The organism is Pantoea sp. S18, assembly GCF_045689705.1.
In the GTDB taxonomy this organism is placed as follows: domain Bacteria; phylum Pseudomonadota; class Gammaproteobacteria; order Enterobacterales; family Enterobacteriaceae; genus Pantoea; species Pantoea symbiotica.
Window position 1 is genome coordinate 1,753,399 of record NZ_CP142688.1, and the last position, 22,315, is coordinate 1,775,713.

Annotated in this window: 23 protein-coding genes and 1 pseudogene; 11 read left to right on the top strand and 13 right to left on the bottom strand. The window is 53.3% G+C overall.

The window, feature by feature from the left end; translation table 11 throughout:
• Positions 1–15: 15 nt before the first annotated feature.
• A complete protein-coding gene (locus tag VIJ98_RS08125) occupies positions 16–1,530 on the bottom strand; it encodes an anion permease (RefSeq protein ID WP_008102763.1) in 1,515 nt (504 codons plus the stop codon).
• A gap of 605 nt (positions 1,531–2,135) precedes the next feature.
• On the opposite strand from VIJ98_RS08125, the gene VIJ98_RS08130 reads away from it, so the two are divergent.
• Positions 2,136–4,916 (top strand): flavocytochrome c, encoded by a 2,781-nt coding sequence (locus VIJ98_RS08130; protein ID WP_154152585.1) that lies wholly within the window; start codon positions 2,136–2,138, stop codon positions 4,914–4,916.
• Between the two features lie 146 nt (positions 4,917–5,062).
• The gene (locus VIJ98_RS08135; RefSeq protein ID WP_323273292.1) at positions 5,063–6,028 is read left to right on the top strand and encodes an FAD:protein FMN transferase; all 966 of its coding nucleotides are present in this window, start codon (positions 5,063–5,065) and stop codon (positions 6,026–6,028) included.
• On the opposite strand, the gene dcuR is transcribed toward VIJ98_RS08135, so the two are convergent.
• The 4 genes from dcuR to VIJ98_RS08155 form a co-directional block, all read right to left on the bottom strand.
• Positions 6,022–6,741, bottom strand: coding sequence for a two-component system response regulator DcuR (gene dcuR / locus VIJ98_RS08140; protein WP_008102769.1), 720 nt, complete (start codon positions 6,739–6,741; stop codon positions 6,022–6,024). The genes VIJ98_RS08135 and dcuR overlap by 7 nt on opposite strands.
• Positions 6,738–8,363 (bottom strand): sensor histidine kinase, encoded by a 1,626-nt coding sequence (locus tag VIJ98_RS08145; RefSeq protein WP_154152580.1) that lies wholly within the window; start codon positions 8,361–8,363, stop codon positions 6,738–6,740. Before VIJ98_RS08145 ends, dcuR begins: the two co-directional genes overlap by 4 nt.
• 108 nt (positions 8,364–8,471) lie before the next feature.
• A complete protein-coding gene (gene msrA / locus VIJ98_RS08150; protein WP_061716771.1) occupies positions 8,472–9,008 on the bottom strand; it encodes a peptide-methionine (S)-S-oxide reductase MsrA in 537 nt (178 codons plus the stop codon).
• Positions 9,009–9,071: 63 nt separating this feature from the next.
• Positions 9,072–9,626 (bottom strand): flavin reductase family protein, encoded by a 555-nt coding sequence (locus tag VIJ98_RS08155; protein ID WP_008102775.1) that lies wholly within the window; start codon positions 9,624–9,626, stop codon positions 9,072–9,074.
• A gap of 106 nt (positions 9,627–9,732) precedes the next feature.
• On the opposite strand from VIJ98_RS08155, the gene VIJ98_RS08160 reads away from it, so the two are divergent.
• Together VIJ98_RS08160 and VIJ98_RS08165 are read left to right on the top strand one after the other, a co-directional pair.
• A complete protein-coding gene (locus VIJ98_RS08160; protein ID WP_154152577.1) occupies positions 9,733–10,236 on the top strand; it encodes an ATP-binding protein in 504 nt (167 codons plus the stop codon).
• An 18-nt stretch (positions 10,237–10,254) separates the two neighbouring features.
• Positions 10,255–11,313, top strand: a complete 1,059-nt coding sequence (locus VIJ98_RS08165; RefSeq protein WP_323273300.1) for a nitronate monooxygenase — start codon at positions 10,255–10,257, stop codon at positions 11,311–11,313.
• Positions 11,314–11,329: 16 nt separating this feature from the next.
• Here the strand turns inward: VIJ98_RS08165 and VIJ98_RS08170 are convergent, their stop codons facing one another.
• Positions 11,330–11,722, bottom strand: coding sequence for a YgiW/YdeI family stress tolerance OB fold protein (locus VIJ98_RS08170; protein ID WP_154152571.1), 393 nt, complete (start codon positions 11,720–11,722; stop codon positions 11,330–11,332).
• Between the two features lie 274 nt (positions 11,723–11,996).
• Here VIJ98_RS08170 and katE point away from each other — a divergent pair, with 274 nt between their 5' ends.
• A complete protein-coding gene (gene katE, locus VIJ98_RS08175) occupies positions 11,997–14,261 on the top strand; it encodes a catalase HPII (protein ID WP_323273303.1) in 2,265 nt (754 codons plus the stop codon).
• 270 nt (positions 14,262–14,531) lie between these two features.
• Positions 14,532–16,100, top strand: a complete 1,569-nt coding sequence (locus VIJ98_RS08180) for a sensor domain-containing diguanylate cyclase (RefSeq protein ID WP_323273305.1) — start codon at positions 14,532–14,534, stop codon at positions 16,098–16,100.
• 8 nt (positions 16,101–16,108) lie between these two features.
• On the opposite strand, the gene VIJ98_RS08185 is transcribed toward VIJ98_RS08180, so the two are convergent.
• A complete protein-coding gene (locus tag VIJ98_RS08185; protein WP_323273306.1) occupies positions 16,109–16,360 on the bottom strand; it encodes a hypothetical protein in 252 nt (83 codons plus the stop codon).
• A gap of 152 nt (positions 16,361–16,512) precedes the next feature.
• On the opposite strand from VIJ98_RS08185, the pseudogene VIJ98_RS08190 reads away from it, so the two are divergent.
• Positions 16,513–16,617 (top strand): annotated as a pseudogene (locus VIJ98_RS08190) (transcriptional regulator); the annotation flags it as partial.
• 227 nt (positions 16,618–16,844) lie between these two features.
• Here the strand turns inward: VIJ98_RS08190 and umuC are convergent.
• From umuC to VIJ98_RS08205, 3 genes are all read right to left on the bottom strand, one after another.
• On the bottom strand, positions 16,845–18,107 hold the full coding sequence (gene umuC / locus VIJ98_RS08195; protein ID WP_323273308.1) for a translesion error-prone DNA polymerase V subunit UmuC: 1,263 nt from the start codon (positions 18,105–18,107) through the stop codon (positions 16,845–16,847).
• Entirely contained in the window at positions 18,107–18,529 is a 423-nt protein-coding gene (gene umuD, locus VIJ98_RS08200; protein WP_061716746.1) for a translesion error-prone DNA polymerase V autoproteolytic subunit, read from the bottom strand. The genes umuC and umuD overlap by 1 nt, the downstream gene beginning before the upstream one ends.
• 140 nt (positions 18,530–18,669) lie before the next feature.
• The gene (locus VIJ98_RS08205; protein ID WP_323273311.1) at positions 18,670–19,182 is read right to left on the bottom strand and encodes a GNAT family N-acetyltransferase; all 513 of its coding nucleotides are present in this window, start codon (positions 19,180–19,182) and stop codon (positions 18,670–18,672) included.
• A 196-nt stretch (positions 19,183–19,378) separates the two neighbouring features.
• Here VIJ98_RS08205 and VIJ98_RS08210 point away from each other — a divergent pair, with 196 nt between their 5' ends.
• The 4 genes from VIJ98_RS08210 (at position 19,379) to VIJ98_RS08225 (ending at position 20,857) form a co-directional block, all read left to right on the top strand.
• Entirely contained in the window at positions 19,379–19,657 is a 279-nt protein-coding gene (locus VIJ98_RS08210; RefSeq protein ID WP_008102827.1) for a hypothetical protein, read from the top strand.
• 213 nt (positions 19,658–19,870) lie between these two features.
• Positions 19,871–20,116 carry a regulatory protein YcgZ gene (ycgZ, locus tag VIJ98_RS08215; protein ID WP_007891089.1) on the top strand — a complete coding sequence of 82 codons (246 nt, stop codon included), beginning with the start codon at positions 19,871–19,873 and terminating at the stop codon, positions 20,114–20,116.
• 121 nt (positions 20,117–20,237) lie between these two features.
• Complete coding sequence (locus VIJ98_RS08220) at positions 20,238–20,528, top strand: hypothetical protein (RefSeq protein ID WP_179451180.1); 291 nt, start codon at positions 20,238–20,240, stop codon at positions 20,526–20,528.
• 62 nt (positions 20,529–20,590) lie between these two features.
• Positions 20,591–20,857: a biofilm development regulator YmgB/AriR family protein gene (locus tag VIJ98_RS08225; protein ID WP_008102831.1), complete on the top strand. Its 267-nt coding sequence runs from the start codon at positions 20,591–20,593 to the stop codon at positions 20,855–20,857.
• A gap of 35 nt (positions 20,858–20,892) precedes the next feature.
• On the opposite strand, the gene VIJ98_RS08230 is transcribed toward VIJ98_RS08225, so the two are convergent.
• From VIJ98_RS08230 to VIJ98_RS08240, 3 genes are all read right to left on the bottom strand, one after another.
• Entirely contained in the window at positions 20,893–21,153 is a 261-nt protein-coding gene (locus tag VIJ98_RS08230) for a hypothetical protein (protein WP_154181509.1), read from the bottom strand.
• Positions 21,154–21,238: 85 nt separating this feature from the next.
• Positions 21,239–22,048, bottom strand: a complete 810-nt coding sequence (locus tag VIJ98_RS08235) for a hypothetical protein (RefSeq protein WP_008102835.1) — start codon at positions 22,046–22,048, stop codon at positions 21,239–21,241.
• Positions 22,049–22,246, bottom strand: a complete 198-nt coding sequence (locus VIJ98_RS08240; RefSeq protein ID WP_008102837.1) for a hypothetical protein — start codon at positions 22,244–22,246, stop codon at positions 22,049–22,051.
• Between the last annotated feature and the right edge of the window lie 69 nt (positions 22,247–22,315).

A 22,315-nucleotide genomic window follows, 5' to 3' on the forward strand; every position in this document is an offset into this window, starting at 1 on the left:
ATCGAAGCAACATCATCAGAACATCATCACCATCCATGGATAGGCGACAACCATCAGAAGAACCAGGAACAGCGCGCCGAAGATGGTGCCCAGGCGCCAGTAATCTTTGGTTGGCAGATAGCCGCTACCGTAATAAATCGGGCTTGGGCCGGTGCCGTACGGGGTGATAATGCCCATCACACCCAGAGAAACACACATCATCAGGCAGAATACCGGCATGTTGATGCCCGGGATTGAGGCGGCGATAGTCAGCATGGCTGGCAGCAGCGCAGTGGTGTGCGCGGTGGTACTGGCGAACAGGTAGTGCAGCAGGTAGAAGGCGATTAACAGCACCACGGCAGAAACCTGTGGGTCATAACCGTGCAGCAGCATCGCACCTTCTTTACCCAGCCAGGCGATGAAGCCGACGCGCGCTAAACCATCCGCCAGCGCGACCAGCGTGGCGAACCAGGCGAAGGTGTTCCATGCGGCTTTATTGCTGGTGATGTCATTCCAGTTTAGTACACCGGTCCACAACATCAGCACGATGACTAACAGCGCGGCCATTGCCGGTTCAATCCATGCGGTGGCGAAGATCCACATCATCAGCGCAGCAACCACGAAGCCCAGCAGCAGGATTTCGTTACGTTTCAGCTTGCCGAGTTTTTCCAGCTCAGCCGTCGCCCAGCGCGGCACTTCATCATTCACTTTCACTTCTGGCGGATAGAGCCAGTAAGCCAGCAGCGGCATGGTGAGAATCAGCAGCACACCCAGCGGCAGGAAGGCGAGGAACCACATGCCCCATGAGATTTCAAAGCCCACCACGCTTTTCACCAGCGCCAGTGCCAGCAGGTTCGGCGCCAGAGCTGAAAGGAACATTGAGCTGGTGATACAGGCGGCGGTGATGGCGACCCACATCAGGTAAGAACCAATCTTACGTGCGCTCGGGTCGTTAGGTTTTGAACCGTACAGCGGCGGCAGGTTAGCGATGATTGGATAGATGGTACCGCCACTGCGCGCGGTGTTGGATGGCGTAAACGGTGCCAGCAACAGGTCAGCGAAGGTAATGGCGTAACCCAGCGTCAGGCTGCGGCGGCCAAGATATTTCACCAGAATCAGCGCCAGGCGGCGACCGAACTGGGTTTTATCGTAGCCGGCGGCGAACATAAAGGCACCGAAGATCAGCCAGACCGTAGAGTTGCCGAAGCCACTTACCGCCCATTTGAACGACTGCGCAGCGGTTTTGAACTTGGGATCCGCCAGTTCTGCCGGGCTAAACAGCACCCACTGGCTGAACAGCGCAATCACCACCACGCCGGTTAAACCGATAACGGCGCCCGGCAGCGGTTCGAAAATCAGTCCCACAATAACCCCGACAAAAATGGCGAAGAAGTGCCATGCGTAAGGTTCCAATCCCGCAGGAGTCGGCACCAGCAGCAACAGCACAGCCACAATAATTGGCAGGCACAACATTATCAGGCGGTTCTTTTTCTTCCCCGGTGCCGCGGGAGGCGCGGTGAGGGATTCACTCTGGGTTGTTTGTGTGTTCATAGTTTTGTCTGCAAGTTATGGAGAATGCGTATATACGCCCCGAACCAAGCTGGTTTTTTTAGTTACAAAACTCTTTTAACAGATTAGTCGTGACATTTAAAACTGAGTTTTAATAAATCGCTATTTACAAAATTTGATGCGCGAATTATCTAATGGATGCGCCTATGATGCGATTAATTAAAATATCTATTTTGATCCAGATCAATAAAATTTATTCGTGGTTTTTTTGCTTTAAACATGCACGCCTTAATAAATGAACCATTAGGTGAAAATTAACTGTGTGAGGCGAATAAAACGGCACAAATCAAGCAAAAAACAGAGAAAGGAGACGATTTATCTTTATGATAAGGCTGGATTTGTTTTAAATGTAAGGAAAAAGTTGATTTTTGTCAAGTCTTGGTTAAAACTTAGCTCAGCGCAACTTTCAGCAATAGGTATCAAATATTATTTCCATGCGTAAAACTTATATAACTAACGAATAAGGTTATGTAAGTAAATAAAATGGTATATTTACGCCATGAAATCGGACCACTCAAATAATTATAAATGTCTCCGAACCGCCAAAGAATTGAATACAAAGTTTCTTAATTCTGGAGTTGCTCATCATGAATACGCTCACCCCGATTCTTAATCCGCTTACGCTACCGAAAGGTGCGGTGCTTAAAAACCGATTGGTTATGGCGCCGATGACCACCTGTACCGGTTATTACGATGGCGGTGTTACCAGTGACCTTGTCGAATATTATCGCGTGCGTGCCGGCAGCATCGGTACCGTAATTGTAGAGTGCTGCTTTATTGATAACCGTGGTCCTGCATTCCCAGGTGCGCTCGGTATCGACAGCGACAACAAAATCCCCGGTCTGGCGAAAATTGCCCACGCCATCAAATCGCAAGGCTCCAAAGCGGTTCTGCAGATCTATCACGGCGGCCGCATGGTTGAACCGGCGCTGATCGGCGGTAAAACCCCGGTCGCACCAAGCGCTATCGCCGCACCGCGTGACGGTGCCACTAAACCTCAGGCGCTGACTGCAGAAGAAGTGGATGTGATGATCACCAAGTTTGGTGATGCAGTGAACCGTGCGATTAAAGCCGGCTTCGACGGCGTAGAAATCCACGGTGCCAACACCTATCTGATCCAGCAGTTCTACTCGCCAAACTCTAACCAGCGTGACGACAAATGGGGCGGCAGCCGCGACAATCGCGCGCGTTTCCCACTGGAAGTGCTGGAAATCACCCATAAGATGGCGGACCGCTTCGCTGCGGCAGACTTCATCATCGGTTATCGCTTCTCACCGGAAGAGCTGGAAGTGCCGGGCATCCGCTGGGACGACACGCTTTACCTGCTGGAGAAACTGGCGGAACGCGGTCTCGATTACGTGCACTTCTCGGTGGGCCAACTGCTGCGCCCGTCAATTGTTGACACTCAGGATCCAACGCCGCTGATCACCAAATATCTGGCGCAACGCTCTCCTAATCTGGCGAAAGTGCCGGTGATTGGCGTCGGCGGCATCGTCAATAAAGAAGATGCCGAGAACGCGCTGGAGCACGGTTTCGACTTAGTAGCAGTCGGTAAAGCCTGCATCGCTTATCCGGACTGGACCGATCGCGTCATCAAGAATCAGCACATGGAGCTGTATATCGACAGCACCAAGCGCGAAGAGTTGACCATTCCAGAACCGCTGTGGCGCTTCTCGCTGGTGGATGCGATGATCCGCGACACCAGCGATACCGGCCGTAAATACAAAGCGGGCGTGTATCAGGCCAAAGTGGAAGCCGAAGCGCTGAAGCTGAAAATCAACGTTACGCTCGACACCGACCGTATCACCGATATCTCGCTGGTACCGGATCCAAGCCTCGACGTCGACTTCACCAGCACCTTCGAAAGCCTGCGTGAACGCATTCTGGTGGCGAACAGCCCGCACGTGGATGCCATCACCGGCGCCACCACGCAGAGTGAAGCGCTGAAAAAAGCGGTATCGCGCGCCATGACCACCTCAAGCAAAGAGTATGTGATTGAAGAGGGCGGTAACCCGAACGCACCGGTGAATTACGACGTTGTGGTAGTGGGCACTGGCGGTGCCGGTCTGGCGGCGGCGATTCAGGCGCATGACGATGGCGCACGCGTGGTGATCATCGAGAAGATGCCAACCATCGGCGGTAACACCATCAAAGCCTCGGTCGGTATGAACGCAGCGGAAACCCGTTATCAGAAGCTGAAAGGCATCGAAGACAGCAAAGAGCTGTTCTACGAAGAGACGCTGAAAGGCGGCAAATTCAAAAACAATCCGGTGCTGCTGCGCGAGTTTGTTGAGCAAGCGCCCGAAGCGATTGAGTGGCTGGCAGCGAAAGAGATCGAGCTGTGCGACATCACCATCACCGGCGGCATGAGCATCGATCGTACGCACCGTCCGGAAGATCGTTCTGCGGTCGGCGGCTTCCTGATCAGCGGCCTGGTGAAAAACGTTAACCAGCGCAATATCGAAGTGCTGCTGGAAACCTCGGTAGCTGAAATTCTGGTGGAAAACGGCGCGGTCACCGGCGTGAAAGTGGTGGATGAGTACAACGACAGCCGCATCATCAACGCCAAAAGCGTGATTGTGGCGACCGGCGGCTTCAGTGCCAACCGCGAAATGGTAGTGAAATATCGTCCTGAGCTGGACGGTTTCGTCACCACCAACCACAAAGGCGCCACCGGCAGCGGCATCGCCATGCTGCAACACATCGGTGCGGATACCGTGGATATGGGAGAAATCCAGATTCACCCAACGGTTGAGCAAACCACCTCGTACCTGATTTCCGAAGCGATGCGCGGCGGCGGGGCGATTCTGGTGAGCCAGGCGGGCAAGCGTTTCTATAACGAAATGGAAACCCGTGACAAAGTTTCCGCTGAGATCATCGCGCTGCCAGAGAAGAGTGCGTGGATCGTGTTTGATGAGCAGGTTCGCGCCAACAACAAAGCGGCTGACGAATACATCGCCAAAGGCTTTGTCATCAGCGCGCCAACGCCACACGAGCTGGCGGTGAAACTCAACATGGATCAGGAAGCGCTGCAAACCACGCTCGGTCGTTACAACGAGTTCGTGGCGAAGCAGGATGACGAAGACTTCGGCCGTAAAACCGCGCTGCGTCATCCGCTGAATAAAGGTCCGTACTTCGCGATTCGTATCGCACCGGGCGTGCACCACACCATGGGCGGCGTGACCATCAACACCGATACTGCGGTGCTGGATGCGCAGAAAGAGGTGATTCCAGGTGCCTGGGCGGCGGGTGAAGTGGTCGGCGGCATCCACGGCGCCAACCGCATCGGCGGTAACGCGGTGGCTGATATCATCATCTTCGGTATCAAAGCCGGTCATAACGCGGCTAAACTGGCGTTAGGAAACTAATCTCTCTCGCTGCCTGTCAGGTCGTTAATTCCATTCGGTGCGCATTAATGCGCACCCTACAGGTTTTGTAGGGTTGCCATTCATGGTGACCGAATGGTGCTTAACGTCACGTGCAGGCATCTTTTTCTCTCTGAGAAGAGGCATCAATGAACACCGACGCTGGCGTCTATGCCTATTCTGCCGTTCTGATGGGTTCACCCATTCTGCTTAAATTGTTCGATGACAATCCCACGCTTGCCCGCCACGTCTTTCAACTGATCAAACAGCAAGAAAACCTGTTCACCGTTAATCGCGCTGAATCCGAAGTCATGTCGATCAACCACGCCGCAGGCCGCCATCCGGTGATCGTCAGCGAGCCAGTATTCGCTTTAATCAACGTGGCGCACGCGGTGAGTTTGCTGCCGGAGAGCGCCTTCAATTTCACCATCGGCCCGGTGGTAAAACGCTGGAAAATTGGCTTTAAGGGGCGCGCCGTGCCGCCTGCGCTGGAAATCGCTTCACTGCTGAAACTGACCGATCCGCATCAGGTGCTGCTCAATCCCGCCGATCGCTCCGTGTTTTTGCAACAACCGGGCATGGAGATCGATCTCGGTGCCATCGCCAAAGGCTACATCGCCGATCGTGTGCAGGCGTTTTTACGTCAGCAGGGCGTGCAGCAGGCGCTGATCAATCTGGGGGGCAATGTGCAAACGCTGGGATCGCCGCCGCACGAGCCGCAAGGTTGGGGCATTGGCCTGAAAAAGCCGTTTGGTCGCGATGATGAGCTGTTAGGCGTGCTGCAGGTGCAGGGCAAATCGGTGGTGACGTCGGGGATTTATGAGCGTTACTTCGAACTGGATGGGCGCTGCTGGCACCATATTTTTGATCCGCAAACCGGCTATCCATTGGATAACGAACTGCTGAGCGTGACGGTGATTTCCGATCGCTCAATTGATGGTGATATCTACACCACGCTGCTCTACGGCATGGGTGTAGAGCAAGGGCTGGCTTATCTCGCTGACCAGCCCGACATCGACGCGGTTTTCGTTACGCGCGATCGGCAGATCATCTGCTCCTCGCCGCATCATTTCCACTTCCAGCAGCTCGATTTCGACTGGCAGCTGCGTTACTGACAATATTGCTGCAGCAGCGAATGGTATTCCGGCTGCAGACGATAGCGGTACACCGGACGACCGGTCGCGCCGTAGTGAATACTGGTGAACAGAATATTAATCTGCGCCAGCCAAATCAGGTATTTACGGCAGGATACGCGCGAGATGTTCACTTCAGCCGCCAGTTCGTCGGTGGAGAATTCGTGTCCCGGATGCGCATCAATCCACTGACACAGCGTGCGTAGCGTTTGCGGCGTTAAGCCTTTTGGCAAGCGCTTGTTATCGTGCTGCGTCGCCGGGCTACCGTGAATCAGCAAATCTACATCCGCTTGCTGATAGTAATGCTGATTGTCCATCAGCGACTTCTTCTGCCGCCAGCCGGTCAGCGCCTCTTCAAAACGCGGGAACTGGAACGGTTTGATCAGGTAATCCACCACGCCGTAGTGCAGCGAGGTTTTAATATTCTCCGCATCGGCAGCAGACGAAATGATGATCACTTCCACCGCGCTCTGCGCCGTGCGCAGCTCCGGCAACAGATCGAGGCCATTCTCCTGCTGCATATAGATATCCAGCAGCACCAGATCGACCGCGGTATCGCTGTTGAACAGGATCTCTTTCGCCTGCTTCAAGGTTGAGGCGGTGCCACAACAGTGAAAGCCCTGAATTTGGCCGATATACGCGCGATTAAGCTCGGCGACCATGGCGTCATCATCGACCACTAACACATTGATCATGCGGATTGGTTTCCTCCATCCCAGGGAAGTTGGACTAAAAATTGGGTAAACACGCCGGGTTCTGACTCGACACTCACGCTGCCACCGATATTTTCGGTTTGCTGTTGCAGCAGAAACAGCCCGACACCACGGTTTTCACCTTTGGTGGAGAAGCCTTTTTCGAAAATGGTACTGAGATGATCGGCTTCAATGCCCGGACCATCATCACTCACTTCACAGGTCAGCCAACCGTTTTGATAGTGCAGCATTACGTGAATCTCGCCTTCTACCTGCTCGCTCATTGCATCCAGCGCATTCTCAATCAGATTGCCGATCACCGTAATCAGCGCCGCCATCTGCTGCTCATTGCCGCTGTCGGGCAGGAAGCTGGCATCGCTGATGGTCAGGCGATGGCCGCAATCCGATGCGCGATTGATTTTGCTCAGCAAGAAACCGGCAATCACCGGCGACTTAATTTTATCGAGCAGGAAACCGATCTCCGTTTGGTAATTATTGGCGGTTTTGAGAATGTAGCTTTCCACCTGCGTGTAGTTTTTCATGTGCAGCAAGCCGAGGATCACATGCAGCTTATTCATAAATTCGTGCGAGCGCTCACGCAGCGCATCGACGTAGTTTACCATGCCCGTCAAGCGCTGCATCAGTTGACTGATTTCCGTCTTATCCCTGAAGGTGCAGACCGCGCCGATAATCCGTCCCTGGCTGCGCACCGGCACGGTATTACTCAGCAACACGCGGCCGTTCACATTTAACTCTTCATCACGCCGCGCGCGCCCGCTGTGCAGCACATCCTGCAGATGATCGTTGATCACCGAGGCATCGTAGATGCGGTCGCCGCTGATGGTACCCATCGAATCGTTCAGCAGCGATCGCGCCGCCTGATTCACCAGCGTCATCTGCGCCTGATCGTCCATCGCCACCACGCCTTCTTTTAGCGAATTGAGAATCGCCTGGCGCTGTTCAAACAGGGTGGAAATTTCGTAGGGTTCAAGGCCAAACAGTATGCGCTTCAGCACGCGTACCAGCACAAAGGTGCCGACGGCGCCCGCAAAGGTGCCAATCAGGATAGTCCACAAGATGCTCCAGCGGCTTTGGTTAATCTGATCGGTAACGGCGCTGAGTGAAATGCCCACCACCACGACACCAATCTGCTTATGCTGCGCATTATAGACCGGCGTATAGACGCGCATTGCCCGGCCCAGTACACCTTGATTGACGGAGACATTTTCATGGCCGCGTATCGCGGGCTCAATATCCGTACCAATAAAGTGCTGACCGATGAGTTCAGGATTCAGGTGCGAATAGCGGATGGTATCCATGTTGGTCACCACCACAAACAGCAGGTTATTGCTCTCCTGCACGGCTTTAGCAATGGGTTGGATGCTGGTGGCATTTGGCGGCAATATCAGCGCGCGCTGAATCTCAGGAAATTTGGCCAACGTGCGCGCCACCGCCATCGCTTTGTCCTCCAGCTGCGCGCGGGTCGCGGCGCCAATCTGGAAGAAATAGAACATATGCACGCTGAGCAGCACCAGCACAATCACCGCGCTGAGCATCAGAGTGACCAGCGTATTGAGCTTCATCGGCTGCTTGCGCGCCGTGATTCCTTGCTGTGAAGAAGACATGATCGCTCTCAGAGGAGAAGAGGGCGTCTATTATGACGGATAAACCGCAGAAGGTCGCGTATCACGTACGGTCGCCATTCATGGCGACCGTCTGAACTCACGCGGGAATTAACTCGATTTAACCCGATTGGCAAAACTCTTACGCAGCTTCTGCAGTTTTGGTGGGATCACCGCCATGCAGTAGCCGTTGCGCTGGCCTGCGCCTTCCCAATAATCCTGATGATAGCCTTCCGCCGCATACCACTCTTTCAGCGGCTCGATGGTAGTGACTACCGGATCGCTCAGGCCTTCCTGCGCACGCGCAATTGCGGCAATGGCTTCGGCTTCCTGCTCAGCATTCGCCGGGAAAATCGCCGAACGATATTGCGTGCCCACATCGTTGCCCTGGCGATTCAGCGTAGTGGGATCGTGAGTAGCAAAGCTGATATCCAGCAGATCGCCATACTTCACCTGTTGCGGATCGAAGCCGATGCGAATCGCTTCGGCATGGCCGGTCGCGCCGCTGCACACCTGCTCGTAGGTTGGGTTCGGACGTGCGCCGCCGGTATAACCACTCTCGACTGACTCGACGCCAATCACATCTTTAAACACTGCTTCAGTACACCAGAAACAGCCACCAGCGATCACCGCATATTCGGTTGCCATTATATTTACTCCTGTCAGGGCGAAAGGTTAAAAGTGGGGGCAAGCCCATATCAATTCAAGCAGTTAAATTAACATTTCTGGCTTAAAGTCGCTGCGCTTGTCGAGTCGCAAGTTGCTCATCACGCTAAAGCGTCCTTCGCCGGTGTAGTGCAGCGTCGGTGGGAACTCCGGCGTTTCCGCCACATGTGCTTTGACGATCTCAAAGATAAAGAAGTTGTAGTTATCCACCATCGAATCGTCATACAGCTGGCACTCGAAGCTGGCAAAGCACTCGTCTATCAACGGCGCATTCACCACGCTGGCTGGTTCGGGCGTCAGGTTAAAGGCATCAAACTTGTCGAGACGATCGCCGTGGCTGTTGCCGATCGCTACCACGTTATCCACCAGATTGGCCGACGGTACGTTGATCACGCACTGGCCGCTCTGGCGAATCAGTTCATGGCTGTAATTGCCGCCGGCAATCATGCAGCCAACCAGCGACGGCGAGAACTCCAGAATGGTGTGCCAGCCGAGCGTCATGATGTCGCGGTGATCCTCAAACTGTGAACTCAGCAGCACCACCGGACCCGGCTCCAGATATTTGCGCGCTTTACTCACCGGAAAGTCGATTTTATGCATCGGGATTCTCCTGTTGTAGGTACAGATGTTCTAAGTGTAGCTGCCACCCTTTACTGGGCTGGCATTTCACGGCATGTTAATGCGTCATCTTATCTGGAGCTGTTTTATGGAATCTGCGTGCGCGTCCACATCTCGTCCTGTGTTGCATCTGCTGTGCGGTAAAATTGCGGCGGGAAAATCGACGCTGGCTCATCAGTTGGCTCAGCAAACCGGTGCGGTGATCATTAGCGAAGATGCCTGGCTTGCACATCTGTTTGCTGAAGAGATGCAGGATGTGGCGGATTACGTGCGCTGTGCCGGTAAGCTGCGTAATGCGATGACGCCGCATCTTATTTCGCTGTTGCAGTGTGGCGTGTCGGTGGTGCTGGATTTCCCCGCCAACACCGTGGCTCAACGTCAGTGGATGAAGGCGGTGATCCACAGCGCCGAGGCTGAACATCAACTGCATTTTCTCGATGTGTCCGATGAACTGTGCAAATCGCGGCTGCACGCGCGCAATGCATCCGGCCAGCACGACTTCGCCGCCACCGATGCGCAGTTTGCGCTGATCAGCAGCTACTTCGTCGCGCCACACAGCGATGAAGGGTTTAACGTGGTGAATCACCGTTAATTAAGCAGGGAGGCCAAAATGAATTATCCGCTGTGCCAGAAGTTGAACCTCACTTATCCGATCATTCAGGCGCCGATGGCGGGCGTCTCCACGCCGGAACTGGCGGCGGCGGTCAGTAACAGCGGCGCGCTGGGATCGATCAGCGTGGGTGCCTCAACGCCGCAGCAGGCGGATATGATGATCCGAAAAACGCGCGCGCTGACTGCCGCACCGATCAACGTCAACGTCTTTTGTCACGCGCCGGTGCAGCGCAATCCACAGCTAGAACAAGCGTGGATCGCCCGCTTTCAGCCGGTGTTTGCTCGCTATGAAGCGACACCGCCGGATGCGCTGTCGGAGATTTATCAAACGTTTGTCGATAACGACGCGATGCTGGAGGTGTTGCTGGAGACCGCGCCCGCCGCAGTGAGTTTCCATTTTGGTTTGCCGTCCGCCGCTTTCGTGCAGCGTTTGAAAAGTCGCGGCATTATCACGCTGGCAAGCGCCACCAGTATTCGCGAAGCCCAGGCGATTGAAGCCGCCGACATCGATTTTATTGTGGCGCAGGGCATTGAGGCGGGCGGACATCGCGGGATATTCCAGCCTGCAGGCGACGATCAGCAGCTCAGCACCTTTACGCTGGTGCAGGCGATTCGCCAGGTTTCGCGTCTGCCGGTGATTGCCGCCGGTGGTGTGATGGACGGCGCAGGCATTGCCGCCATGCTCAAATTGGGCGCGGCGGGCGTTCAGCTGGGCACCGCGTTTATCTTGTGCCCGGAATCCGCTGCCAATGCGGCGTATCGCCAGGCGCTGAAAAGCGAGCAGGCCAATAGCACCGAAATGATCGCAGCCATCTCTGGCCGCTCGGCAAGATGTCTCACCAACGATTTTTGCCATCTGGCGCGCGAATTTGCGCAGGAATCCATTCCACCTTATCCACTCACCTATGCGTTAGGCAAAGCGCTCGCCGTCGCAGCGGCTGCCAAAGGTGCACACGGTTTTGGCGCGCAGTGGGCCGGACAGGGCGCGATGCTGGCGCGGGAAATGCCGGCCGCTGAATTGGTCAAAACGCTGGTGAAGGAGTGGCAAGCGGCGTAACGCCGCCGCTAATTAATTAAGGCTCATCAATACGCGTTACGTTTAAATGTGTATTATCGCCGCGTCCATAAACTTTTCCGCTGACGCGAATTTTGTCGTCAGCCTTATACGTTTTGCCTTTAAAAGCATCGGCCTTAGCATCAAGAGTAATGGTTCCCGTATTATCCCGGAATTCGTAACTCTCATCTTTTAATTTTTTAACGATGTAACCTTCTAAGGTGACATATCCGCCCTGACGAAAATCACGAATGCGTGATATCGGCGTTTGGCCCGTGTCTTCAGAACCTTTGTAGCCTGCATCCTGTTTACTTTGTGGCGGTGCGCTTTCTCCGGCCTCGAATCCGCCTTGTGCCGCACTGGCACCCACGCTTAACAGCATTAATAACGACGCTAAAACACGTTGCTTCATCTCTTCACCCGCTATTTATTTATCCATGATGTTTAATCCTGGCACAATTACGTCTGTTTACACGTTAGAGCCCTGGCTAATTAATCGGGTATGAAAAGTATTTATTTTGTACAGAAAGTGAAATGGGCATAAAAATATAAAACGCTTCGCTTAAATTTACTTCACGGCAAATCAACGCCATTCATCTCTTTAAACATCATTTATAAGCGAAGCGGAAATTAAAATGTTTTTTTGCTCTACAGTTAATAGGGTCTTAACTGGAGGAGCATGTGAAATGTCGAAAGATAAAAAAGAGCAAAATTTAACCCATACCGCGCCGCACAAAGGGCCAGAAACCTCTGAGCCGGGTTTAGGTGACTTAGCGCCGCATGATGGTGGACATAAACCTGCCGCCGAACCTACACCGCCGGGCAAACAGCCCACCGCGCCTGGCAGCCTTAAAGCGCCTGCAACGCAAAACGACAAGCTTGAGCAGCTCGATGAGTACCGTAAAAATGGTGAAAACGCTGACCTGACCACCAATCAGGGCACGCGCATCGCCAACGATCAGAACTCACTGCGCGCAGGTTCACGCGGCCCCACGCTGCTTGAAGACTTCATCATGCGCGAAAAAATCACGCATTTTGACCACGAACGCATACCTGAACGTATCGTGCATGCGCGCGGTTCGGCGGCGCACGGCTATTTCCAGCCTTACCGCTCGCTGGAAAAACTGACCAAAGCGGGCTTCCTCAGCGATGCCGAAAAAATCACACCCGTCTTCGTGCGTTTTTCCACCGTGCAAGGTGGCGCAGGATCGGCTGATACGGTGCGCGATATCCGTGGATTCGCCACCAAGTTCTATACCGATGAGGGCGTATTTGATTTAGTCGGCAACAACACGCCAGTGTTTTTTATTCAGGATGCGCATAAATTCCCGGACTTTGTGCATGCGGTGAAACCCGAGCCGCACAACGAAATCCCGCAAGGGCAAAGTGCGCATGACACCTTCTGGGATTATGTGTCGCTGCAACCGGAAACGCTGCACAACGTCATCTGGGCGATGTCGGATCGCGGCATCCCGCGCAGCTATCGCACCATGGAAGGTTTCGGTATCCATACTTTCCGCCTGATTAACGCCGAGGGTAAATCCACCTTCGTGCGTTTCCACTGGAAACCGGTGGCGGGCAAGGCATCGCTGCTGTGGGATGAAGCACAGAAGCTGACCGGCCGCGATCCTGACTTCCATCGCCGCGATCTGTGGGAAGCAATTGAAGCCGGCGATTTCCCGGAATATGAGCTGGGTCTGCAGCTGATCCCGGAAGAGGATGAGTTCAAGTTCGATTTCGACATTCTCGATGCCACCAAACTGATTCCGGAAGAGCTGGTGCCGGTCGAGTTGGTCGGCAAAATGGTGCTCAACCGCAATCCGGACAACTTCTTCGCCGAAACCGAACAGGTGGCGTTCCATCCGGGCCACATCGTGCCGGGGCTGGATTTCAGCAATGATCCGCTGCTGCAGGGCCGTTTGTTCTCCTACACCGATACGCAAATCAGCCGTTTGGGTGGGCCGAACTTCCACGAGATTCCGATCAATCGTCCGGTTTGCCCGTACCACAACTTCCAGCGTCAGGGCATGCATCGTACGGAAATCGATACCAATCCGGCCAACTACGAACCGAACTCCATCAACAACAACTGGCCGCGTGAAGTGCCACCAGCGGCGAAACAGGGCGGATTTGAGAGTTATCAGGAACGCATTGAAGGCAGCAAGGTGCGCGAGCGCAGCCCATCGTTTGGCGAATATTACTCGCAGCCACGGCTGTTTTGGCTGAGCCAGACGGCGGAAGAGCAGCAGCACATTATTGGCGCTTACTCGTTTGAGCTCAGTAAGGTGGCGCGTCCTTATATCCGCGAGCGCGTGGTCGATCATCTGCTGCAGATTGATGTCACGCTGGCGCAGGCCGTGGCGAAAAATCTCGGTCTGAAGCTAAGTGATGAGCAGCTGAAAACCGCGCCGCCGAAGGATGTCAATGGACTGCAAAAGGACGAAAGTCTCAGCCTGTACGCACAACCGAGCGGCGATATTAAAGGCCGTCAGGTCGCATTACTGTTGAGCGATGGCGTGAAAGCTGCCGACGTGCTGGCGATTCTGCAGGCGCTAAAAGCGCAGGGCGTGCATGCCAAAATCCTGGCGGCACATATGGGGCAAGTGCTGGCTGATGACGGCTCGGTGCTGCCGGTTGATGCCACCTTTACCGGTCTTCCTTCACTGACCTTTGATGCGGTGATTGTGCCGGATGGCAATATTGATGCGTTGCTGCTGAGCGGCGATGCGCGCTATTTCCTGCTGGAAGCGTACAAGCATCTCAAAGCCATTGGTCTGAGCGGTGATGCGCGCCGGTTCAAAGCGCAGTTCAACGTGCAGGATAACGAAACCGAAGAAGGGCTGGTGGAAGCGGTGAAAGCCGAAGGCAGCTTTATGGCGGATTTCCTCGCATTGATGGCATCCCATCGCGTCTGGTCGCGCAGTAAAAAAGCGCTGACCGTCGCAGCATAAAACCTTCAGGGCGGCGCTTTCTGCTCCGTCCGCTTTCCCTGCATCTCAAATAAAAAAAGCCCGCAATTTGCGGGCTGGTCGATGTGACTACCGAATGATCTCGTTGTAAACGCGTGCCGTAGTGCAGCCACTGTGTGTGGTGAAGCTATACTACAGTAATATCTGGTTACTGGTCATATGAGTTATCGATGGTCCGAAAAATATCCGCCTCATCCTGCGCTGCATCAATTACATGCTTAACTCTGTTGTAGCTTGAAAACAGAGGACAACATGCAGTTAAAAAGAAAAATGGATCCCAGGGCGACATCTGACGCAGGTTTGCAGCAAAGTATAGTGCTGTCCGGTCTCTTTTTGATTATCACCGTCGTGGGGATGAGCATCTGGACCCTGCGCGAAGACTGGCTCGGCACCGTGCGACAAACGCAGCAAACGGCGATGAATTTGGCGCTGTCGCAGTCGCGCCAGGCGGAAGATACCTTTCTGCAGACGGAGCTGTCGCTGCGGCAGATGCAGCGTGATCTCCAGCTACAGCTGGCCACGCATATTCAGGGCGCAGACCTGAGTAACACCATGCGCGAACTGCAACGTCGTCTGCCACAACTGCATGGACTGTTCTATTACGATGCCGAGGGCAAGTGGATTGCGACCTCTGCTGAACGTGTGCCCAACAATATTAATAACTCCGATCGTGAATACTTCACCTTTCAGCGCAGCAACCATCGTAACAGCGTGCATATTAGCCCGGTGATCACCAGCCGCAGCACCGGCGATTTGGTGATCCCCGTTTCCCTGCGCGTCAGTGATGCGGGTGGTGGATTTAAGGGCGTGTTGCTGGCCACCATCAAGGTGGATTTTTTCCGTCGCTTCTACAGCTACTATGAGATCGGTGCACGCGATGTGCTGGTGTTAATGCTGGCCGATAGCACCGTGCTCTATGCGCGTCCGATGCCAGACAGTTTCATCGGTAAGAATCTCTCGGCCAGCCCGCTGTTTCAGGAGATGCTGGCTAAGATGGATCGTGGCAGCGGGCAGTGGCGATCGGTGCTCGATGGCCAACCGCGTATTTTTGGTTTTGCCCGTTCCGATCGTTATCCGATTATTGTTGCGGCGGGTTACAACAGCGACGATCTGTTCCACGTGTGGGTCAACGGTCGGGCGCAGGATATTCTGCTCAGCATCATTCTGCTGCTGACCATCATCTTACTCGGCACCTTCCAGCTGCGTCAGGCGCGCCGCGTGTTGCGCTATCAGCAGGAGCTGACGCTATTGCGTGACGAACTGCACAACGCCAACCTGACGCTGAACAAACTCGCGCATGTCGATGGCTTAACCGGGCTGGCGAATCGCCGGGAATTTGATCGTTTCCTGCGTGAAGCGTTAACCCATGCGGCAGCAAGCGGTAAACCGCTCTCGCTTATCATGATGGATATCGATTTCTTCAAACACTACAACGATACCTATGGTCACATTGCCGGGGATAAATGCCTGAAAGTGGTTGGCGAGGTTCTGGCGTCTGTAACCGGAAGACGTTCAGACATGGCCGCGCGTTATGGCGGCGAGGAGTTTGCGCTGATATTACCGGATACCACATTTGGCGAAGGGATGACCATTGCCAACCGCGTGGTTGAAGCGGTGAGGGTGATGCAGCTTCCCCATGTTGCCTCGCCCGTTGGCCATGTCACGCTCAGTGCCGGCTGCGCCACCACCGTTACGGCGGCGGCGATGAGCGCCGTTAAACTGCTGGAATACGCCGATCATGCTTTGTATCAGGCAAAGCGTGAAGGGCGTGATGGGGCGAAAGGCATGAATATCGCCTCGCTGCCAGAGGAGCAGAAATAAGCGTGGGCTTATTCCACGGCAGGCAGCTGGTATTTGATATATTGACGCAGCGCTTCGTGCATCTGGCTATTCCTTTCGTTCTCTAAGCCGCGCTCTTCATATTCTTTCGCCAGCTGAATAATCACCTCATCATATTTCCCTTTGAAGGTGATGTTATTTACCGCCACCTGCTTAATCATTAACTCGCGCAAGGCAGCGACTTCAATCTGCAGCTGGTTTACCGTTTCTTCCAGCTCGTTTACGCGTTCTTCATTCGACATAGGTTCTCCGGATGTTATTAAGCTGTGGCTGTGTCAGGGCCTGAATATCGCATTGGCATGCGTGTAATTCAAGCGTGAAGCGGTTACTTCGCCAGCGGAAGATTCTCTCAGGGCTTGAGTCTGTGGTGCGCTGCGAAAAATAAAAACCAGTGCTGAGTAAAGTCGCCAGCGGTAAAGCATCGATCAGCCCTGAAATGGCGGTGCGGCTTGAGGCGGGGCTGGGTATTGCGGCGCGCCTGTGGTTATCAATGCATGCAGGTGCGCATGAATGCGCACCCTACGAAAAACGCGCCAATCCTTTGTAGGGTCGCCATTTATGGTGACCGAAAGAAGCTGAACTGACGAGCATTACGCTGACTGGCGCGTTTTTTTGATCTGCTGAAACATCTTTTCGCCGAACCAGATTCTCCGGATGCTATTAAGCTGTGGCCGTGTCAGGGCCTGAATATTGTATTGGCATGCGCGTAATTCAAGCGTGAAGCGGTTACTTCGCCACAGGAAGATCCGCCAGCCGCGTGGTGTACGCCGGTGACAGCATCTCGCGTTTCATCGACCAGGGTTTCTGAATGCCTTGCCCGGCAAACCATAGCGCGCCGCGCTGGTGGGCATTCATCTTATCGATCAGGGCCATCAGTTGGTCACTGTTATGACGCGGCTGATATTCCGCAAACAGATCAAACTGCGCCACGCCATCGCTAAAGAAATCGCCCAGCATCACGCCGCCTTTCATATAACGCTTACCGGGAACCCAGATACGATCTAAACAATTAAGCGTGGCCTGAATAATATCGCGACTGTCAGCGGTGGGGGTAATCAAGGTTTGACTGGCCGCATTGGCGTAATAAGGATGATACGGATCGTGCGGGCTGGTGCGAATAAACGTACCGATATGACGACAATATTGCCGCTCGCTGCGCAGCTTCTCTGCGGCACGCGCGGCGTAATTGGCGATGGCTTCGCGCATATCCTGATATTCGGTAATACGATCGCCAAACGAGCGCGAGCAGAGAATATTTTGTCGGTTGGGAATCACCTCCTCAAACGCCAGACAAGACTCGCCACATAATTCACGTACCGTGCGCTCCAGCACCACGCCGAAGTGTTTCCGGATCAGCGCGGTTGGGGTTTCTGCCAATTCCTGCGCGGTGTTAATCCCCATCAGGTTGAGCTTTTTCGATAAGCGACGGCCCACACCCCACACCTCTTCGACCTTGACAAGTTTCATCAACTCGCGCTGACGGCGGGGCAAAGAGAGATCCATCACGTTCTCGGCTTTGGTCCAGCGTTTGGCGGCCCAGTTGGCAAGCTTGGCGAGGGTTTTGGTCGGTGCAATGCCGACACCCACGCGCAGATGGGTATCCCGATAAATGCGGTCGCGAATATCGCAGCCTAACTGTTCAAACGTCATGCAGGCATTGATGCCGGTGACGTCAACGAAGGCTTCGTCGATGGAGTACTCATCCACGCGCGTGGATATCAGCGCCAGCGTCTCCATCACGCGGCGCGACATATCGCCATACAATGCATAGTTAGACGAGAACACCACCACTTTATGGCGCATCAGCTCTTCGCGATGTTTGAAGTAGGGCGCGCCCATCTTGATGCCCAGCGCCTTGGCTTCTCTGCTCAGGGAAATAATGCAGCCATCGTTATTCGACAGCACCACAATCGGTTTGCCACGCAGATCCGGGCGAAACACCGTTTCACAGCTGGCATAAAACGAGTTCACATCCACCAGGGCAAACATCAGCGGCCTATGGTTTTAATCACGTGTTTAACGATACCGAAGACTTCGAACTCATCGGCGTCAGGAATAGCAATAACCGCATGCGCAGCATTCATCGGTTTGAGATGCAGGTAAGGCTGCAGCATCAGCTGTTTCACGGTGAACTCGCCGGAAAGCGAAGCCACCACAATGTCACCGTGTTTGGGTTTCAGCGAGCTGTCCACTACCAGCATGTCGCCCTCATTGATACCGATGTCGATCATCGAGTCACCGCTGACTCGGATGAAGTAGGTTGAACTGGGGTGATCGACTAAAAAGTCGTTGAGGTCGATGCGTTGTTCAACGTAGTCCTGCGCCGGGGACGGAAAGCCGCAGGGCACGCGGCTGATGAACAAGGGTAAGGCAAGAATGGCGCGGATTTCCGCGGGCTGATAAAACTGCATGGCTGCGATCTCAAATCATTACTGTATATGTATACAGTAATGTCGATTGGGCGGTTTGATCAAGCCAGAACCCGCAATGATTTGCAAAACAGTTGGCAACAAAGGAAATTTATTTTGTGCCAAATGGCTTGCCGCTGCGCTTAAATCATCATTCCCATGATCTGCAGAGTGCTCTGCTGCGAAGCGGTGACAAACGGAATGTCTTTGATGTGCTGCATGCCAAAGGCTTCATAGAACTTACGTGCACGCACGTTATCGCCTAGCACTTCCAGCCACAGATAACCTTCGCGTTTGTCGCGCGCCTCATTGATGATGCTCTCGAACATCCAGCGACCGTAGTTTTTGCCGGTTTCTTCCGGATTGAGGTACAGCTTATTCAGCAGCGCGCCGCTCATGCCGGAATCCGGTACCGGTGTGTTCCAGGTGACTTTGGCAAAGCCAATCGGCTTGTCGGTCTCGGCGATCAGCCAGCTCTCGTTGGGGGCCGCCAGGCTGCTATTCAGCTCAGCCAGACCATATTCCTTGTCGATAAAGGCATCCAGCTCTTCTGCGGAAACCCACATATGTTTAAAATGCGCGCTGTAGGTCATGCGGCCTAGCAGGTGCAGCAGCTCTGCATCCTCTGCCTGGGCTTTGCGTATGGTGAACTCCATGCCAGATTTCCTTGCTTCATTCTTGTTATTAATCACATCGTCGGTGCGAGCAGAGGCCACCGAAGGGCAGTTACCATAACGTGTTAGTAACAAAAACCCAAGATAACCAGAGCTTTCTGTTAACAAGGCGTCACGCTGATGATCTATAGTGAGTAGTGAGAAGCAAGCGTAAGCCCATATTCTCAGGAGGTAGAAGATGTCAGATTCGCAACCTAAAATTATCGGCGAAGCGGCCTATGCGTTACTGCTACGTCGTGAGGATGTCAGCGTCTCCTCACTACTGGCAGAACTTGCGCGCATGGCGAGAAAAGAGCAAAACACACAACAGCAGCAGCGCATTGCCCAGGCGCAGCAATGGTTGCTCACGCACCGTCAACCGGCGGGCAGCGATAACCGCGTCCATTCAGCGTTGCGCGGGTTGAGCCGTCAGGAAGGCAGCGTCAGAATGCCCTCGGCCGACGCCGACGACAGTTGACCATCCCAATAAGCTCACGCGTCGATGACTTTCGGCGCTGAGCGCACGGATTTGGAAATAAAAGCTTTCCAATTATCCTAATTCACCTTTATTAGCACTTTTTGCAACAAATCCCGCCAGCTAACTTGAGTAAGCTCCTTGTACAGCTTTTTGCTATCTGTACAACTTTACTTAGGTCAAATGACCTAACTTTTTTAATTATTGGGGTCAATTATGCGTCAGAACGGATACACGCCGAGTTCAGTCGAGGCCATTGCCAACTACTTCAGCAAAGCGTCGCTGCCATCGCAGCAGGAAACATTGGGTCAGATCGTGGTTGAAATCTTACGCGAAGGCCGTAATCTCAACCGCAAATCGCTCTGCACCAAGCTGCTGCGCAGACTGGAACTGGCCGCCAATGCCGAAGAAGAGCATCATTATCATCAGCTGATTGGCTTATTATTCGAACGCGAAAGCTGAGAGCCTGTCAGACGTCAAACTTGTACAAGTATTAAAATTTTACTCTGAATACGCTCCCACACTGGCTTCGCCCCGCACCGGGGCGAAGCGGCGATCAGAGATTCGTTATGAATGATTCGTTATGAATAGAAGTGAACAGCAGAAAATAATCGATGAAATTATTGGCGAAGCCGCGCTGGCGTTGCTGCAGCAGCCGGGTCCCGTTAATACTCAGGCGCTGATGGATCAGCTGACGCTGATGAAACAGCAGAGCACCGATGACGAACAGCGTAAGGCGATTACTGCCGCCATCACCGATGTGCGCAACAGCATTTCGGCGGGGAAAAAACTGCGCGAAGAGCAGCCGCAAAGAGATAACGTTCTCCAGCTGTTTGGTCATAACCAGCAGTCTGGCAACAATCGTAAACATTGACCGATTGGCTCGCGTTTAGGACATAGCAATGCGGGCACACACGCAATCACGGGACTGGAATCATGTCGGAAAATCACAACCTCTATGCTGCACTGCCTGATACCGAGTTGGCAGAGCATTTTCGCAATGCAGACAGTACGTTAAGAAACGAAGCTGCCGTATTGGATAGGGTTATCCGCCACGTGCTGGCCACGGAAGGGCGCGTCAGTAATAAATCGATTATTCTTTGTCTGATTATGGCGCTGGAAACCGCAGAAAGTGATGCTGAAGCCGATGTACTGCGCAAAACGCTGGAAATTGTGGTGGGCTATACGCCTGACGACGCCTGATATTTTCCGCTGTCCCCCACGCGGGGACAATGTCATTACTCCTTTCGTAACAGAGCCAACCGGCGTTTTGCTTTACCAATGTTAATTCTGTGTAACCATGTGCGAAACTGTTTTAACTGAATATGTGACGCAATCTCAGTAGAAAGCGTGCAAATATAAAGTTGACTCTGGGTATGATTATTGGTGCCGGTGGCGTAAATTTCGCTTTTATTATCACGCTGTTGTAATTCAATTCCTGTGAAGTGTAAATCCCCCCACAGCTGAAGAGTGGCCTCGAACTTTTTAAAGTCCATCATGATTACCTTATTATTTTGACTTATTATGGAGTGTTGCTGGCTCGGTACAACATAAATAATTAAGCCAGCATCTTTGATTATTAAATTATGGATAGTCGCGTTTAGGCGCAGACTTCCTAATCCATTTGCGTTTATTACCGCTTTGCTTATCCATGGCTAATGCGCTGGCGCTAGCCGGATCAAACAGCGACAAACTTTCTATTTGATGCACCATAATCACTTTGCGAAACTCAAGGGCACTTTTCGGTGACGAAGAGAAATCAATGTCGTGATTGTGGTACCACTTGCTGTAATTATGCTCAATTGCCAGATTTAACGTGCGCGAATCGCGATAGCCGCTCAGCATCGGGATCAACACAATATTGGCGGTATTGGCATACTCAAAGGTCGCCGCGTGAATCATGCCAATATAGATACGGCGCGATTTCAGCGTAACCCACGCCAGTTCGCCTTCTTCCATACACTGCAGCAGCAACTGTTCGATGCCGTTGGAGCGTGAAAGGCGCTGATACAGCTCTTTGCGCCCACCGGCGTTGAGCCGGGCGCTCACCGCCCAATTGGATCTATACATACAGAACAGAATGGCAAAGGCCAACATCAGCACTACCGGCGCCTGAATGCCTAAAAAACTCCACGTCATGAAATCGACGTTCCAGTGCACATTCTCCGCAGAAGTCAGGGCAAAGGCATTGTTCACACCGGATGCGGCCAGCAGAATCAGCCAGATAATGGCGGTCGCCAACACGCCTTGCAGTACAAATATGCAGCCATACAGTGCAATAAGAAAATAGACATCCCAGCCAAAAGAGCGCTTAATTTTCAAACGGCTCGACATGTCGCGGCTAGTATACCAATAACCGCACACCATCATTACCATAAATATCGCCGTGCCCATTTAAATATCCTTTAATGTGCTGACATGATGGGCAAAATCGCGCTGTACTTCAGGACTCAATGGATTAACCGAAGCGTTACCGTCTTCATCAATAATAATTCTGTCACCTTCTTCAATCGATTCCTGAATGTCCTGGCGCGTCATGACTTGCACTAATGATTCTGGACTACCAAAAAGAGAGGTTAAAAAGCCAAACATAGCAGGATCCTTTATATTTCATATCAACATGAACTATGGCACATCCTGCAAAGAGAACGCCTCATAACC

What these genes read in the sequence shown, in the direction of transcription:
- VIJ98_RS08240 (WP_008102837.1), bottom strand. Translation starts at nt 22,246, where the DNA reads ATGTTTGGCTTTTTAACCTCTCTTTTTGGTAGTCCAGAATCATTAGTG.
- VIJ98_RS08125 (WP_008102763.1), bottom strand. Translation starts at nt 1,530, where the DNA reads ATGAACACACAAACAACCCAGAGTGAATCCCTCACCGCGCCTCCCGCG.
- VIJ98_RS08185 (WP_323273306.1), bottom strand. Translation starts at nt 16,360, where the DNA reads ATGTCGAATGAAGAACGCGTAAACGAGCTGGAAGAAACGGTAAACCAG.
- VIJ98_RS08235 (WP_008102835.1), bottom strand. Translation starts at nt 22,048, where the DNA reads ATGGGCACGGCGATATTTATGGTAATGATGGTGTGCGGTTATTGGTAT.
- umuD (WP_061716746.1), bottom strand. Translation starts at nt 18,529, where the DNA reads ATGCAGTTTTATCAGCCCGCGGAAATCCGCGCCATTCTTGCCTTACCC.
- VIJ98_RS08155 (WP_008102775.1), bottom strand. Translation starts at nt 9,626, where the DNA reads ATGCATAAAATCGACTTTCCGGTGAGTAAAGCGCGCAAATATCTGGAG.
- VIJ98_RS08210 (WP_008102827.1), top strand. Translation starts at nt 19,379, where the DNA reads ATGTCAGATTCGCAACCTAAAATTATCGGCGAAGCGGCCTATGCGTTA.
- VIJ98_RS08230 (WP_154181509.1), bottom strand. Translation starts at nt 21,153, where the DNA reads ATGATGGACTTTAAAAAGTTCGAGGCCACTCTTCAGCTGTGGGGGGAT.
- VIJ98_RS08165 (WP_323273300.1), top strand. Translation starts at nt 10,255, where the DNA reads ATGAATTATCCGCTGTGCCAGAAGTTGAACCTCACTTATCCGATCATT.
- VIJ98_RS08130 (WP_154152585.1), top strand. Translation starts at nt 2,136, where the DNA reads ATGAATACGCTCACCCCGATTCTTAATCCGCTTACGCTACCGAAAGGT.
- VIJ98_RS08205 (WP_323273311.1), bottom strand. Translation starts at nt 19,182, where the DNA reads ATGGAGTTCACCATACGCAAAGCCCAGGCAGAGGATGCAGAGCTGCTG.
- VIJ98_RS08135 (WP_323273292.1), top strand. Translation starts at nt 5,063, where the DNA reads ATGAACACCGACGCTGGCGTCTATGCCTATTCTGCCGTTCTGATGGGT.
- dcuR (WP_008102769.1), bottom strand. Translation starts at nt 6,741, where the DNA reads ATGATCAATGTGTTAGTGGTCGATGATGACGCCATGGTCGCCGAGCTT.
- umuC (WP_323273308.1), bottom strand. Translation starts at nt 18,107, where the DNA reads ATGTTTGCCCTGGTGGATGTGAACTCGTTTTATGCCAGCTGTGAAACG.
- katE (WP_323273303.1), top strand. Translation starts at nt 11,997, where the DNA reads ATGTCGAAAGATAAAAAAGAGCAAAATTTAACCCATACCGCGCCGCAC.
- ycgZ (WP_007891089.1), top strand. Translation starts at nt 19,871, where the DNA reads ATGCGTCAGAACGGATACACGCCGAGTTCAGTCGAGGCCATTGCCAAC.
- VIJ98_RS08160 (WP_154152577.1), top strand. Translation starts at nt 9,733, where the DNA reads ATGGAATCTGCGTGCGCGTCCACATCTCGTCCTGTGTTGCATCTGCTG.
- VIJ98_RS08180 (WP_323273305.1), top strand. Translation starts at nt 14,532, where the DNA reads ATGCAGTTAAAAAGAAAAATGGATCCCAGGGCGACATCTGACGCAGGT.
- msrA (WP_061716771.1), bottom strand. Translation starts at nt 9,008, where the DNA reads ATGGCAACCGAATATGCGGTGATCGCTGGTGGCTGTTTCTGGTGTACT.
- VIJ98_RS08170 (WP_154152571.1), bottom strand. Translation starts at nt 11,722, where the DNA reads ATGAAGCAACGTGTTTTAGCGTCGTTATTAATGCTGTTAAGCGTGGGT.
- VIJ98_RS08145 (WP_154152580.1), bottom strand. Translation starts at nt 8,363, where the DNA reads ATGTCTTCTTCACAGCAAGGAATCACGGCGCGCAAGCAGCCGATGAAG.
- VIJ98_RS08225 (WP_008102831.1), top strand. Translation starts at nt 20,591, where the DNA reads ATGTCGGAAAATCACAACCTCTATGCTGCACTGCCTGATACCGAGTTG.
- VIJ98_RS08220 (WP_179451180.1), top strand. Translation starts at nt 20,238, where the DNA reads ATGAATAGAAGTGAACAGCAGAAAATAATCGATGAAATTATTGGCGAA.